11 protein-coding genes are annotated in these 14,189 nt (G+C 57.7%); 10 read left to right on the top strand and 1 reads right to left on the bottom strand.

Translation table 11 applies throughout. The features are described 5' to 3' along the window. Position 1: 1 nt before the first annotated feature. The 6 genes from msbA (at position 2) to D5066_RS02590 (ending at position 6,004) form a co-directional block, all read left to right on the top strand. The gene (gene msbA, locus D5066_RS02615) at positions 2–1,750 is read left to right on the top strand and encodes a lipid A ABC transporter ATP-binding protein/permease MsbA (RefSeq protein WP_080327695.1); all 1,749 of its coding nucleotides are present in this window, start codon (positions 2–4) and stop codon (positions 1,748–1,750) included. Continuing rightward, on the top strand, positions 1,747–2,724 hold the full coding sequence (gene lpxK, locus D5066_RS02610) for a tetraacyldisaccharide 4'-kinase (RefSeq protein WP_119914962.1): 978 nt from the start codon (positions 1,747–1,749) through the stop codon (positions 2,722–2,724). The genes msbA and lpxK overlap by 4 nt, the downstream gene beginning before the upstream one ends. 44 nt (positions 2,725–2,768) lie before the next feature. Continuing rightward, a complete protein-coding gene (locus D5066_RS02605) occupies positions 2,769–3,998 on the top strand; it encodes a winged helix-turn-helix domain-containing protein (RefSeq protein ID WP_119914961.1) in 1,230 nt (409 codons plus the stop codon). A 45-nt stretch (positions 3,999–4,043) separates the two neighbouring features. Beyond that, the gene (gene ycaR / locus D5066_RS02600; protein ID WP_006174474.1) at positions 4,044–4,226 is read left to right on the top strand and encodes a protein YcaR; all 183 of its coding nucleotides are present in this window, start codon (positions 4,044–4,046) and stop codon (positions 4,224–4,226) included. After that, the gene (gene kdsB, locus D5066_RS02595) at positions 4,223–4,969 is read left to right on the top strand and encodes a 3-deoxy-manno-octulosonate cytidylyltransferase (protein ID WP_119914960.1); all 747 of its coding nucleotides are present in this window, start codon (positions 4,223–4,225) and stop codon (positions 4,967–4,969) included. The genes ycaR and kdsB overlap by 4 nt, the downstream gene beginning before the upstream one ends. Positions 4,970–5,110: 141 nt before the next feature. Beyond that, on the top strand, positions 5,111–6,004 hold the full coding sequence (locus D5066_RS02590) for a YcbJ family phosphotransferase (RefSeq protein WP_119914959.1): 894 nt from the start codon (positions 5,111–5,113) through the stop codon (positions 6,002–6,004). On the opposite strand, the gene elyC is transcribed toward D5066_RS02590, so the two are convergent. Further along, positions 5,981–6,760, bottom strand: coding sequence for an envelope biogenesis factor ElyC (elyC, locus tag D5066_RS02585; protein WP_119914958.1), 780 nt, complete (start codon positions 6,758–6,760; stop codon positions 5,981–5,983). The two genes, D5066_RS02590 and elyC, sit on opposite strands and share 24 nt — an antisense overlap. A 124-nt stretch (positions 6,761–6,884) precedes the next feature. Here elyC and cmoM point away from each other — a divergent pair, with 124 nt between their 5' ends. Genes cmoM through mukB form a run of 4 tightly spaced genes read left to right on the top strand, consistent with a single transcriptional unit; the run spans position 6,885 to position 14,126 of the window. Beyond that, positions 6,885–7,664 (top strand): tRNA uridine 5-oxyacetic acid(34) methyltransferase CmoM, encoded by a 780-nt coding sequence (gene cmoM / locus D5066_RS02580; RefSeq protein ID WP_080327690.1) that lies wholly within the window; start codon positions 6,885–6,887, stop codon positions 7,662–7,664. A 3-nt stretch (positions 7,665–7,667) separates the two neighbouring features. Further along, on the top strand, positions 7,668–8,990 hold the full coding sequence (gene mukF / locus D5066_RS02575; protein WP_119914957.1) for a chromosome partition protein MukF: 1,323 nt from the start codon (positions 7,668–7,670) through the stop codon (positions 8,988–8,990). Further along, positions 8,971–9,675, top strand: a complete 705-nt coding sequence (gene mukE, locus D5066_RS02570; protein ID WP_008499954.1) for a chromosome partition protein MukE — start codon at positions 8,971–8,973, stop codon at positions 9,673–9,675. Before mukF ends, mukE begins: the two co-directional genes overlap by 20 nt. Further along, positions 9,675–14,126: a chromosome partition protein MukB gene (mukB, locus tag D5066_RS02565; protein WP_119914956.1), complete on the top strand. Its 4,452-nt coding sequence runs from the start codon at positions 9,675–9,677 to the stop codon at positions 14,124–14,126. The genes mukE and mukB overlap by 1 nt, the downstream gene beginning before the upstream one ends. Positions 14,127–14,189 lie beyond the last annotated feature (63 nt).

Raw genomic sequence — 14,189 nt, 5'->3', positions numbered from 1 at the left:
AATGCATAACGACAAAGATCTCTCCACGTGGCAAACCTTCCGCCGACTCTGGCCGATGATTGCACCCTTTAAAGCAGGCTTGATCGTGGCGGGTGTAGCGTTAATCCTCAACGCAGCCAGCGATACTTTTATGTTATCGCTCCTCAAACCGTTACTGGACGACGGTTTTGGTAAAACGGATCGCTCAGTGTTGCTATGGATGCCTCTGGTGGTTATCGGACTGATGATCTTACGCGGTATCACCAGCTATATCTCCAGCTACTGCATCTCCTGGGTTTCCGGAAAAGTGGTTATGACCATGCGCCGTCGTCTGTTCAGCCACATGATGGGTATGCCGGTCTCGTTCTTTGACAAGCAGTCTACCGGGACGTTGCTGTCTCGTATTACCTACGACTCAGAGCAGGTAGCCTCCTCGTCCTCAAGCGCACTGATTACCGTTGTGCGTGAGGGCGCGTCGATCATCGGTCTGTTCGCGATGATGTTCTACTACAGCTGGCAGCTGTCGATCATCCTTATCGTTCTGGCACCGATAGTTTCTATTGCTATCCGCGTCGTCTCAAAGCGCTTCCGCAATATCAGTAAGAATATGCAGAACACCATGGGGCAGGTAACGACCAGCGCAGAACAGATGCTGAAAGGGCATAAAGAAGTGCTGATCTTCGGTGGTCAGGAAGTTGAAACCAAACGCTTTGATAAAGTCAGCAATAAAATGCGTCTGCAGGGGATGAAAATGGTCTCGGCCTCTTCCATCTCTGACCCGATCATTCAGCTGATTGCGTCCCTGGCGCTGGCGTTCGTTCTCTATGCGGCAAGCTTCCCGAGCGTAATGGAGACGCTGACGGCGGGTACCATCACCGTGGTCTTCTCTTCAATGATTGCCCTGATGCGCCCGCTGAAATCACTGACAAACGTGAACGCCCAGTTCCAGCGCGGGATGGCAGCCTGTCAGACGCTGTTCAGCATTCTGGATTCCGAACAGGAAAAAGACGAAGGTACACGCGAGATTGAGCGCGCCCGGGGCGACGTTGAGTTCCGCAATGTGACCTTCACCTATCCTGGCCGTGAAATCCCCGCGCTGCGTAATATCAACCTGTCTATTCCGGCGGGTAAAACCGTTGCGCTGGTGGGCCGTTCCGGCTCCGGTAAGTCGACCATTGCCAGCCTGATCACCCGTTTCTACGATATTAACGAAGGTGAGATCCTGTTGGACGGTCACGACCTGCGGGAGTACACCCTGCAGTCGCTGCGTAACCAGGTTGCACTGGTTTCTCAGAATGTGCATCTGTTCAACGATACGGTCGCCAACAATATTGCTTATGCGCGCACTGACGAGTACAGCCGCGAGCAGATTGAGAACGCCGCGCGTATGGCGTATGCAATGGACTTTATCAACAAGATGGATAACGGTCTGGATACGATCATCGGTGAAAACGGGGTACTGCTCTCCGGCGGTCAACGCCAGCGTATCGCCATTGCGCGCGCGCTGCTGCGCGATAGCCCGATTCTGATCCTGGACGAAGCAACCTCAGCGCTGGATACGGAATCTGAACGCGCCATTCAGTCAGCGCTGGATGAACTGCAAAAGAACCGTACTTCGCTGGTGATTGCACACCGTCTCTCTACTATCGAGCAGGCAGATGAGATCGTTGTGGTTGAGGACGGCATCATTGTTGAACGCGGAAGCCATGCCGATCTGCTGGAACACCGTGGCGTTTATGCCCAGCTTCATAAGATGCAGTTCGGCGAATGATTGCACGCATCTGGTCCGGTGAATCCCCGCTGTGGCTGCTGCTTTTGCCGCTCTCCTGGTTGTACGGCCTGGTGAGCGGCTCCATTCGTTTGCTATACCGTCTGGGAATCAAGCGTGCCTGGCGCGCGCCGGTTCCTGTAGTCGTGGTGGGTAACCTCACTGCGGGTGGCAATGGCAAAACACCGGTGGTGATCTGGCTGGTGGAGCAGCTGCAAAAACGCGGTATCCGCCCCGGCGTGGTGTCGCGTGGGTACGGTGGTAAAGCGGCGCATTATCCATTGTTGCTCACGGCGGAAACCACGACCGCCGAAGCCGGTGATGAACCGGTATTGATTTTCCAGCGTACCGGCGTGCCGGTTGCGGTCTCCCCGGTGCGCAGCGATGCCGTTCAGGCACTGCTTGCCGAACACGCGGTGCAAATCATTATCACTGATGATGGCCTGCAGCATTACGCCCTGGCGCGTGATAAAGAGATTGTGGTTATCGACGGCGTTCGCCGTTTCGGGAACGGCTGGTGGTTGCCCGCCGGACCTATGCGCGAACGCGCTTCGCGTCTGAAATCTGTTGATGCGGTGATTGTGAACGGCGGTGAAGCAAAAGCGGGTGAAATCCCGATGCACCTGCAGCCGGGTCTGGCGATCAACCTGGCGACGGGGGAACGCCGGCCGGTTGCTGAGCTGCCTTCACTTGTAGCGATGGCGGGGATTGGTCATCCGCCACGCTTCTTCGCGACGCTTGAACAGTGTGGAGCCCGGCTGGAAAAACGCGTTCCGCTGGCCGACCACCAGGCGCTGGTGGAAGGGCAGGTTGACGCCCTGACCGTACCCGGACAGTCGCTGATCATGACCGAAAAAGATGCGGTGAAATGCCGTGCCTTTGCGAAAGATAACTGGTGGTATCTGCCGGTTGACGCTGAACTCAGCGGCGAACAGCCGGAACACTTGCTCCAGGATCTGATTGCGTTGGTGCTGTAGAGGCTTACGCGGTTCTGGTGGCGCTTTGACTGACAGGAAAACGCATGTCTTTACCGCAACTCTCGCTTTCAGCCGCACGTCATTTGCACCTTGCCGCGCAGGGGCTGCTCAAAAAGCCCCGCCGCCGCGCGCAGCCTGCCGATATCCTCTCTACCGTCCAGCGCATGTCGCTGCTTCAAATCGACACCATTAACATTGTGGCCCGTAGCCCTTACCTGGTGCTGTTTAGCCGTCTGGGAAGTTATCCCTCGCAGTGGCTGGATGAGGCGCTCTGCAAAGGGGAGCTGATGGAGTACTGGGCGCACGAAGCCTGCTTCCTGCCCCGCAGCGATTTCGCCCTGGTTCGCCACCGCATGCTTGCTCCGGAAAAGATGGGCTGGAAATACCGACAGGCGTGGATGCTGGAACATGCCGCTGAAATTGAGCAGCTTATCGCGCATATTCAGGAAAACGGCCCCGTACGCTCCGCCGATTTTGAACATCCGCGCAAAGGCACAAGCGGCTGGTGGGAATGGAAGCCGCACAAGCGTCATCTTGAAGGGTTATTCACGTCAGGCAAAGTCATGGTGATTGAGCGGCGTAATTTTCAGCGGGTCTACGACCTGACGCATCGCGTGATGCCGCACTGGGACGACGAGCGTGACCTGCTTACCCAGGAGGCGGCCGAGGCCATCATGCTGGAGAACAGCGCCCGCAGCCTGGGCATTTTCCGTCCGCAATGGCTGGCAGACTATTACCGCCTCCGTCAGCCTGCGCTGAAGCCTCTGCTGGAGATATGGCAGCGCGAACAGCGAGTTATTCCCGTTATGGTGGAAACGTTGGGTGAAATGTGGCTGCATGCGGATCTTCTCCCTCTGCTGCCTGAGGCCCTGGAGGGGAAACTCCGGGCGACCCACAGCGCGGTGTTGTCACCTTTCGATCCGGTGGTCTGGGACAGAAAGCGCGCCGAGCAGCTGTTTGACTTCAGCTACCGGCTGGAATGCTATACCCCGGCGCCAAAGCGGCAATACGGCTACTTTGTTTTACCGCTGCTGCACAAGGGAAAACTGGTCGGACGCATGGATGCCAAAATGCACCGCAAGACCGGCACGCTTGAAGTCATTGCCCTTTATCTGCAAGAGGGCATCAGGGTCACGGCGAGCCTGGAAAAAGGGTTAACGTCCGCCATTAGCGAATTCGCGCGCTGGCAGGACGCTCATACGGTGACGCTGGGCCGGGTGCCTGACAGACTGTTTACAACCTGTCGAAGTGGCTGGGAAACAGGCACGCCCTGAAAAGGGAATGTGTTAAGCTTTAGCGATTACCCATACGGAGGAACTATGGATCACCGTTTACTTGAAATTATTGCCTGCCCGGTATGCAACGGCAAACTCTACTATAGCCAGGACAAACAGGAGCTGATCTGCAAGCTCGACAGCCTGGCCTTCCCGCTGCGCGACGGCATTCCGGTACTGCTGGAAAACGAAGCTCGTTCCCTGGTGGCAGAAGAGAGCAAACCATGAGTTTTGTTGTCATTATTCCTGCGCGTTATGCCTCAACGCGTCTGCCGGGTAAACCGCTGGTGGATATCAACGGCAAGCCGATGATTGTGCATGTTCTTGAGCGTGCGCGTGAATCTGGTGCCGATCGCGTGATTGTTGCTACCGATCATCCTGACGTCGCTCGTGCGGTTGAAGCCGCAGGTGGTGAAGTGTGCATGACCCGCGCCGATCACCAGTCCGGCACCGAGCGTCTGGCGGAAGTGGTTGAGAAATGTGGTTTCAGTGACGATACGGTCATCGTAAACGTGCAGGGTGACGAGCCGATGATCCCGGCCGTTATTATCCGTCAGGTGGCAGAAAACCTGGCGCAGCGTCAGGTCGGTATGGCGACGCTCGCGGTGCCCATTCACCACGCGGAAGAGGCATTCAATCCGAATGCGGTGAAGGTAGTGATGGATGCCGAAGGCTATGCGCTCTATTTCTCCCGCGCGACGATTCCCTGGGATCGTGATCGCTTTGCGCTCTCTAAAGAGACCATCGGTGATACCTTCCTGCGTCATATTGGGATCTACGGCTATCGCGCCGGCTTTATTCGTCGCTATGTTGCCTGGGCGCCGAGCCCGCTGGAGCATATCGAAATGCTGGAGCAGCTGCGCGTGCTCTGGTATGGCGAAAAAATCCACGTTGCCGTTGCCCGCGAAGTACCGGGAACGGGCGTTGATACGCCGGAAGATCTTGAGCGCGTCCGCGCCGAGTTGCGCTAATCCCGCCTGCATCCCTCCTTTCGGGGGGATGTCCTCTCCGCGCAAATTCCCCTTTCTTTACCCTAATTGATCTCTTCCGGGTGACATCTTCACGCTGTGCGCTCATTATAAAAGCAGTAGTCTTAATGGGGGTAATCTCATATGGAACAGCTGCGTGCCGAACTTAGCCATCTGCTGGGTGAGAAGTTAAGCCGGGTCGAGTGCGTGAGTGAAAAGATCGATACCGCGCTCTGGTCGTTGTATGACAGCCAGGGCAACCCGATGCCGCTGATGGCACGAAGTTTCTCGTCGCCGGGCGTGGCCAGGCAGCTTGCCTGGAAAATGTCGATGCTGGCACGGGAGGGAACCGTCCGTATGCCGACCGTGTACGGCGTGATGACCCACGAGGAACACCCCGGCCCGGACGTACTGCTGATTGAGCGTTTACGCGGCGTGCCCGTTGAAGCGCCCGCGCGCACGCCGGAGCGCTGGGAACAGCTCAAGGACCAGATTGTCGAGGCGCTGCTGGCCTGGCATCGTCAGGATAGCCGCGGGCTTGTTGGTCCGGTCGACAGCACCCAGGAAAACCTGTGGCCGCTGTGGTATCGCCAGCGGGTGGAAGTGCTGTGGGGGACGCTTAACCAGTTCAACAATACCGGTTTGACCATGCAGGATAAACGTATTCTGTTTCGCACCCGCGAGTGCTTGCCGGCGCTGTTCGATGGCTTTAACGACAACTGCGTGCTGATCCACGGCAATTTTACCCTGCGCAGCATGCTGAAAGACTCCCGCAGCGATCAGCTTCTGGCGATGCTAGGGCCGGGAATCATGCTCTGGGCTCCGCGGGAATATGAGCTGTTCAGGCTCAGCGACAGCGGGGCGGGGGAAGGTTTACTGTGGCACTATCTTCAGCGCGCGCCCGTTGCAGAGGCGTTTCTCTGGCGGCGCTGGCTTTATCTGCTCTGGGACGAAGTGGCGCAACTGGTCAACACCGGACGTTTCAATCGCGCTAACTTCGATCTGGCGGCTAAATCACTCTTGCCCTGGCTCGCCTGACGATCCTTTCAACCACTGCCAGAGGCGTCCGAGCGTTTCGTAGCCGACGCGGTCGCTGTGCATCAACCACATCGGGGAGGGGATCACCCGTTCCCAGGGGTTGAGCGGCGCGCTGATGGCCATCTGGTTTGCCGGTGCGGGAAGCGGGTGCAGGCCTTGCTTCTCGAAGAAAATTATCGCGCGTGGCAGGTGCGAGGCGGAGGTCACCAGTAAGAACGGGACATCGCCAATCGCCTGCTTCACCGCCGTGGCCTCCTCTTCGGTATCCTTTGGGCTGTCCAGCGTGATGATAGAAGAACGCGGTACGCCGAGCGATTCCGCGACTCTGGCCCCCGCTTCAGCCGTGCTTACCGGGTTGGTTTTAGCCGCCGCGCCGGTGAAGATCATTTTTGATCCCGGGTTCGCCAGCCACAGGCGAATGCCCTCGTTTAGCCGCGGCAGGCTGTTGTTGATCAGGTTCGAGCTGGGAGCCCAGTCAGGGTCCCAGGTATACCCGCCGCCCAGCACCACGATGTACTCAACTTTCTTGTTTCCCTGCCACGTCGGGTATCTGTTTTCGATGGGGCGTAACAGACCATCCGCGACCGGCTGCAGGCTCAGCAGCAGCAGGACCAGCCAGCCGAACGTAATAAGCGTTTTGCCACTCTTCTGGAAGCGACTAAACCATACCAGCGCCAGCCCCAGCCCGATGATGATAAGCAGCAGCGGAAGGGGAAGCATCATCCCTCCAACGTATTTCTTAAGGGTAAAAAGCATCCTTTTTGGTTCCTTTTTTGACCATACAGCAGGTGATTACCGGTGATATTACACCAGAGAGGTTCATTCTCCGCGCGGGTGTGACAAAATAGCGGTTTTGCAGTTAGCGAGTGGAACTCTCCCAATGCGGGATCGCAATTTTGATGACATCGCGGAAAAGTTTTCGCGCAACATTTATGGCACCACGAAAGGGCAGCTCCGTCAGACGATCCTCTGGCAGGATCTGGACACCATTCTGGCGACCTTTGGCGGCCAAACGTTGCGCGTGCTGGACGCCGGTGGCGGTGAAGGGCAGACGGCGATAAAAATGGCCGGGCTCGGTCATCACGTCACGCTTTGCGATCTTTCTGCTGAAATGGTCGCCCGCGCGACGCGTGCTGCAGAAGAGAAAGGTGTGAGCGACAACATGCATTTTATACAATGCGCCGCTCAGGACATCGCGCAGCATTTGGAAACCCAGGTTGATCTGATATTGTTTCATGCGGTGCTGGAGTGGGTTGCCGATCCGCAAAGCGTGTTACAAACCCTGTGGTCGATGTTGCGCCCGGGCGGTACGCTGTCGCTGATGTTCTACAATGCTAACGGCTTCCTGATGCACAACATGGTGGCAGGTAACTTCGACTATGTTCAGGTCGGGATGCCTAAAAAGAAAAAACGCACGCTTTCCCCGGACTATCCGCGCGACCCGCAGCAGGTTTACGGCTGGCTGGAAGAGATTGGCTGGCAGATCGTCGGGAAAACGGGCGTCAGGGTGTTTCATGATTATCTGCGTGAAAAACACAAACAGCGCGACTGTTTTGACACCCTAACAGAATTAGAAACGCGGTATTGCCGTCAGGAGCCTTTTATTAGCCTTGGCCGCTATATTCACGTCACCGCGCACAAGCCGCAGATGCAAGGATAACCTATGAGTGAATTTTCCCAGACAGTCCCCGAACTGGTTGCCTGGGCCAGGAAAAACGATTTCTCCATCTCGCTGCCGGTAGACAGACTCTCTTTCCTGCTGGCAGTTGCCACGCTGAACGGCGAACGGCTGGACGGTGAAATGAGCGAGGGTGAACTGGTGGATGCGTTCCGCCACGTCAGTGATGCGTTTGAGCAAACCAGCGAAACCATTAGCGTGCGTGCCAATAACGCAATCAACGATATGGTGCGTCAACGTCTGCTGAACCGCTTTACCAGCGAGCAGGCGGAAGGAAAAGCCATCTATCGCCTGACCCCGCTGGGTATCGGCATCACCGACTACTACATTCGCCAGCGCGAATTCTCCACGCTGCGTCTCTCCATGCAGCTCTCGATCGTGGCGGGTGAGCTTAAGCGTGCCGCCGACGCGGCCGATGAAAACGGTGACGAATTCCACTGGCACCGCAACGTTTACGCGCCGCTGAAATACTCGGTGGCCGAGATTTTCGACAGTATCGATCTCACCCAGCGCCTGATGGACGAGCAGCAGCAGCAGGTGAAAGACGATATCGCGCAGCTGCTGAATAAAGACTGGCGAGCGGCCATTTCCAGCTGCGAACTTTTATTGTCAGAAACGTCCGGTACGCTGCGTGAACTGCAGGATACGCTGGAGGCCGCAGGGGATAAACTGCAGGCCAACCTGCTGCGCATTCAGGATGCGACCCTGGCGCATGACGATCTGCATTTTATCGACCGTCTGGTGTTCGATCTGCAGAGCAAACTCGACCGTATTATCAGCTGGGGCCAGCAGTCGATCGACCTGTGGATCGGCTACGACCGCCACGTGCATAAATTTATCCGTACCGCGATTGATATGGATAAAAACCGCGTCTTTGCCCAGCGTCTGCGTCAGTCGGTACAGACCTACTTCGATGCGCCGTGGGCGCTGACCTACGCCAATGCCGATCGTCTGCTGGATATGCGCGACGAAGAGATGGCGTTGCGCGACGAAGAGGTGACCGGTGAACTGCCGCCGGATCTGGAGTATGAAGAGTTCAACGAAATTCGTGAGCAACTTGCGGCGATGATCGAAGAACAGCTCGCGGTCTACAAAACCAGACAAGCGCCGCTGGATCTTGGGCTCGTGGTGCGCGACTATCTGGCGCAATATCCGCGCGCGCGCCACTTCGACGTAGCCCGCATTGTGGTAGACCAGGCGGTGCGCCTGGGTATCGCGCAAGCAGACTTCACCGGACTGCCGCCGAAGTGGCAGCCAATTAACGATTACGGAGCCAAGGTACAGGCGCATGTCATTGACAAATATTGAACAAGTGATGCCAGTTAAGCTGGCACAGGCGCTGGCGAATCCGTTATTTCCGGCGCTGGACAGCCAGCTGCGTGCCGGTCGTCACATTGGCCTGGACGAGCTGGATAATCACGCCTTTTTGATGGACTTCCAGGAGTATCTGGAAGAGTTTTACGCCCGTTATAACGTGGAGCTTATCCGCGCGCCGGAAGGCTTTTTCTATCTGCGCCCGCGCTCCACGACCCTGATCCCGCGCTCCGTGCTCTCCGAGCTGGACATGATGGTCGGCAAAATTCTTTGCTATCTCTATCTCAGCCCGGAACGTCTGGCGAATGAAGGCATCTTCACCCAGCAGGAGCTGTACGATGAACTGCTAACGCTGGCCGATGAGAGCAAGCTGCTCAAGCTGGTGAACAACCGTTCGACGGGGTCGGATCTTGACCGTCAGAAATTACAGGAAAAGGTTCGCTCTTCCCTGAACCGTCTGCGCCGTCTGGGGATGGTCTGGTTTATGGGCCACGACAGCAGCAAATTCCGCATTACGGAATCTGTCTTCCGCTTCGGCGCTGACGTGCGTGCGGGCGATGACGCGCGTGAAGCGCAGCTTCGCATGATCCGCGATGGTGAAGCGATGCCGGTGGAAAACCATTTGCAGCTCAATGACGAGCATGAAGAAAATCTGCCGGATAGCGGGGAGGAAGAGTAATGATTGAACGCGGTAAATTTCGCTCACTGACGCTGATTAACTGGAACGGCTTCTTTGCCCGTACTTTCGATCTGGATGAGCTGGTCACGACGCTCTCCGGCGGTAACGGGGCAGGTAAATCCACCACCATGGCGGCGTTTGTTACGGCGCTGATCCCCGATCTGACGCTGCTGCACTTCCGTAACACCACCGAAGCGGGTGCCACCAGCGGCTCTCGCGACAAAGGTTTGCACGGTAAGCTGAAAGCGGGCGTCTGTTATTCCGTGCTGGACGTCATCAACTCCCGTCACCAGCGCGTGGTGGTGGGGGTGCGCCTGCAGCAGGTCGCCGGCCGCGACCGTAAAGTGGATATCAAACCGTTTGCGATCCAGGGGCTGCCAACCTCCGTGCAGCCGACCGCGCTGCTGACGGAAACGCTGAACGAACGCCAGGCGCGCGTGTTGACGCTGCAGGAGCTGAAAGACAAGCTCGAAGCCATTGAAGGCGTCCAGTTCAAGCAGTTCAATTCGATTACCGACTATCACTCCCTGATGTTCGATCTGGGCGTGGTGGCGCGTCGTCTGCGCACGGCATCAGACCGTAGTAAATACTACCGACTGATCGAAGCGTCCCTGTACGGCGGTATCTCCAGCGCCATTACCCGTTCCCTGCGCGACTACCTGCTGCCGGAAAACAGCGGCGTGCGTAAGGCCTTCCAGGACATGGAAGCGGCGCTGCGTGAAAACCGCATGACGCTGGAAGCGATTCGCGTTACCCAGTCTGACCGCGACCTGTTTAAACACCTGATCAGCGAAGCCACCAACTACGTGGCGGCGGACTACATGCGTCACGCCAACGAGCGCCGCGTTCATCTCGATCAGGCATTAGAATACCGCCGCGAGCTGTTTACCTCCCGTAAACAGCTGGTGGCCGAGCAGTATAAGCACGTCGAGATGGCGCGCGAGCTGGGCGAACACAACGGTGCCGAAGGCGATCTGGAAGCCGATTACCAGGCTGCCAGCGATCACCTGAACCTGGTGCAGACCGCGCTACGCCAGCAGGAAAAGATCGAACGCTACGAAGCGGATCTCGATGAGCTGCAGATTCGTCTCGAAGAGCAAAATGAAGTGGTGGCCGAAGCCGCCGAGATGCAGGAAGAGAACGAAGCCCGCGCCGAAGCCGCCGAGCTGGAAGTGGACGAGCTGAAAAGCCAGCTTGCCGATTACCAGCAGGCGCTGGACGTGCAGCAGACGCGTGCGATCCAGTACAACCAGGCGCTGCAGGCGCTACAGCGTGCAAAAGAGCTGTGCCATCTGCCAGACCTGACGCCGGACAGCGCCGACGAATGGCTGGATACCTTCCAGGCCAAAGAGCAGGAAGCTACCGAGAAACTGCTCTCGCTTGAACAGAAAATGAGCGTCGCGCAAACGGCGCACAGCCAGTTTGAGCAGGCTTATCAACTGGTGGTTGCCATTAATGGCCCGCTGGCGCGTAACGAAGCCTGGGATGTTGCCCGTGAACTGCTGCGCGACGGCGTCAACCAGCGCCATCTGGCCGAGCAGGTGCAGCCGCTGCGTATGCGTCTGAACGAGCTGGAACAGCGTCTGCGCGAGCAGCAGGAAGCCGAGCGTCTGCTGGCCGAGTTCTGCAAGCGTCAGGGTAAAAATTACGATTTCGACGAACTTGAGGCGCTGCATCAGGAGCTGGAAGCGCGTATTGCGGCCCTTTCCGATACCGTATCAAACGCCAGCGAGCAGCGTATGACGCTGCGTCAGGAGCTGGAGCAGCTTCAGTCCCGTTCGAAGGCACTCCTGCAGCGTGCGCCGGTCTGGCTGGCAGCGCAAAGCAGCCTGAACCAGCTCAGCGAACAGTGCGGCGAGCAGTTCGAGTCCAGCCAGGAAGTGACCGAATACCTGCAGCAGCTGCTGGAGCGCGAACGCGAAGCGATTGTTGAGCGTGATGAAGTGGGCGCCCGCAAGCGCGACGTCGATGAAGAAATCGAGCGCTTAAGCCAGCCGGGCGGGTCAGAAGATCCGCGTCTGAATGCCTTAGCCGAGCGTTTTGGCGGCGTGCTGCTGTCAGAGATTTACGACGACGTCGGCCTTGATGATGCACCATACTTCTCCGCGCTGTATGGTCCATCCCGCAACGCAATTGTGGTGCCGGATCTGTCGCTGATTTCTGAGCAGCTCGCAGGACTGGAAGATTGTCCGGAAGATCTCTATCTGATCGAAGGGGATCCGCACTCGTTCGATGACAGCGTCTTCAGCGTTGACGAGCTGGAAAAAGCGGTGGTGGTGAAAATCGCCGATCGCCAGTGGCGTTACTCCCGCTTCCCGGAGCTGCCGCTGTTTGGCCGCGCCGCGCGCGAAAGCCGCATCGAAAGCCTGCACGCCGAGCGTGAAACGCTGTCTGAACGTTTTGCCACCCTTTCGTTTGACGTACAGAAAACCCAGCGTCTGCACCAGGCGTTCAGCCGCTTTATCGGCAGCCATCTGGGCGTGGCGTTTGAAGCCGACCCGGAAGCGGAAATCCGCAAGCTCAATACCCGCCGTGGCGAGCTGGAACGTGCCATTGCAAGCCATGAAAGTGACAACCAGCAGAGCCGCGTCCAGTTTGAACAGGCGAAAGAGGGCGTCGCTGCCCTTAACCGCATCCTGCCGCGCCTGAACCTGCTGGCGGATGACACGCTGGCCGACCGCGTGGATGAGATTCAGGAACGTCTGGATGAAGCCCAGGAAGCCGCGCGTTTCGTGCAGCAGCACGGCAACCAGCTGGCGAAGCTGGAGCCCGTCGTGTCTGTACTGCAGAGCGACCCGGAACAGTTCGAGCAGTTAAAAGAAGATTATGCCTGGTCACAGCAGGTGCAGCGCGAAGCGCGTCAGCAGGCGTTTGCCCTGACGGAAGTAGTGCAGCGTCGTGCGCACTTCGGCTACTCCGATTCGGCTGAAATGCTGAGCGGTAACAGCGACCTGAATGAAAAATTGCGTCAGCGCCTTGAGCAGGCGGAAACGGAACGTACCCGCGCCCGCGAAGCAATGCGCAGCCACTCGGCTCAGCTGAACCAGTACAATCAGGTGCTGGCCTCGCTGAAAAGCTCCTTCGACACCAAGAAAGAGCTCTTAAACGACCTGCAGAAAGAGCTACAGGACATTGGCGTCCGTGCCGACAGCGGGGCGGAAGAGCGCGCGCGCATTCGTCGTGATGAGCTGCATAGCCAGCTCAGCAATAACCGTGCGCGTCGTAATCAGCTGGAAAAAGCGCTCACCTTCTGCGAAGCGGAAATGGATAACCTGACCCGTCGCCTGCGCAAGCTGGAACGCGACTATCATGAAATGCGCGAGCAGGTCGTGACGGCGAAAGCGGGCTGGTGCGCCGTAATGCGCATGGTGAAAGACAACAACGTTGAGCGTCGCCTGCACCGCCGCGAGCTGGCGTACCTCTCTGCCGATGAGCTGCGTTCCATGTCGGATAAGGCGCTGGGTGCGCTACGTCTGGCGGTGGCGGATAACGAACACCTGCGCGATGTATTGCGCATGTCAGAGGATCCGAAGCGTCCTGAACGTAAAATTCAGTTCTTCGTGGCCGTTTACCAGCACCTGCGCGAGCGTATCCGTCAGGACATCATTCGTACCGACGATCCGGTTGAAGCCATCGAACAGATGGAAATCGAGCTGGGCCGCCTGACGGAAGAGCTGACCTCCCGCGAGCAGAAGCTGGCTATCAGCTCCCGCAGTGTGGCGAACATCATTCGCAAAACCATTCAGCGCGAGCAGAACCGTATCCGCCAGCTGAACCAGGGGCTGCAGAGCGTGTCGTTTGGCCAGGTGAACAGCGTGCGTCTTAACGTCAACGTGCGTGAGGCCCATGCTACGCTGCTGGACGTATTGTCTGAGCAGCACGAACAGCACCAGGATCTGTTCAACAGCAACCGTCTGACCTTCTCCGAAGCGCTGGCGAAGCTGTATCAGCGCCTGAACCCGCAGATTGATATGGGCCAGCGTACGCCGCAAACCATCGGTGAAGAGCTTCTGGACTACCGTAACTACCTGGAAATGGAAGTTGAGGTTAACCGTGGTTCTGACGGCTGGCTGCGTGCGGAATCCGGGGCGCTCTCGACCGGTGAAGCGATTGGTACCGGGATGTCGATTCTGGTGATGGTGGTCCAGAGCTGGGAAGATGAAGCGCGTCGTCTGCGCGGCAAAGACATCTCCCCATGTCGACTGCTGTTCCTCGATGAAGCAGCGCGTCTTGATGCCCGCTCGATTGCCACGCTGTTCGAGCTTTGCGATCGTCTCGATATGCAGCTCATCATCGCGGCGCCGGAAAACATCAGCCCTGAAAAAGGGACCACCTATAAGCTGGTGCGTAAAGTCTTCCAGAACAGCGAGCACGTTCATGTTGTAGGTCTGCGTGGTTTCGCGCCGCAGCCGCCGGAGTCATTGCCGGAAACCACAGCAGACGCTTCCTGAAGCGTCTGCTGACCCGAAGCGGCGCACTGGCGCCGCTTTTTTTAAACTTAACTTGTGCTTAGG

This window comes from Enterobacter chuandaensis (genome assembly GCF_003594915.1).
Classification (GTDB): domain Bacteria; phylum Pseudomonadota; class Gammaproteobacteria; order Enterobacterales; family Enterobacteriaceae; genus Enterobacter; species Enterobacter chuandaensis.
This window is presented reverse-complemented; position numbering and strand designations above follow the sequence as displayed.

Excerpts from the sequence above, each read along its gene's own strand:
- mukE (WP_008499954.1), top strand. The coding sequence starts at position 8,971 with ATGTCATTGACAAATATTGAACAAGTGATGCCAGTTAAGCTGGCACAG.
- mukB (WP_119914956.1), top strand. The coding sequence starts at position 9,675 with ATGATTGAACGCGGTAAATTTCGCTCACTGACGCTGATTAACTGGAAC.
- kdsB (WP_119914960.1), top strand. The coding sequence starts at position 4,223 with ATGAGTTTTGTTGTCATTATTCCTGCGCGTTATGCCTCAACGCGTCTG.
- D5066_RS02605 (WP_119914961.1), top strand. The coding sequence starts at position 2,769 with ATGTCTTTACCGCAACTCTCGCTTTCAGCCGCACGTCATTTGCACCTT.
- cmoM (WP_080327690.1), top strand. The coding sequence starts at position 6,885 with ATGCGGGATCGCAATTTTGATGACATCGCGGAAAAGTTTTCGCGCAAC.
- lpxK (WP_119914962.1), top strand. The coding sequence starts at position 1,747 with ATGATTGCACGCATCTGGTCCGGTGAATCCCCGCTGTGGCTGCTGCTT.
- mukF (WP_119914957.1), top strand. The coding sequence starts at position 7,668 with ATGAGTGAATTTTCCCAGACAGTCCCCGAACTGGTTGCCTGGGCCAGG.
- elyC (WP_119914958.1), bottom strand. The coding sequence starts at position 6,760 with ATGCTTTTTACCCTTAAGAAATACGTTGGAGGGATGATGCTTCCCCTT.
- ycaR (WP_006174474.1), top strand. The coding sequence starts at position 4,044 with ATGGATCACCGTTTACTTGAAATTATTGCCTGCCCGGTATGCAACGGC.
- msbA (WP_080327695.1), top strand. The coding sequence starts at position 2 with ATGCATAACGACAAAGATCTCTCCACGTGGCAAACCTTCCGCCGACTC.
- D5066_RS02590 (WP_119914959.1), top strand. The coding sequence starts at position 5,111 with ATGGAACAGCTGCGTGCCGAACTTAGCCATCTGCTGGGTGAGAAGTTA.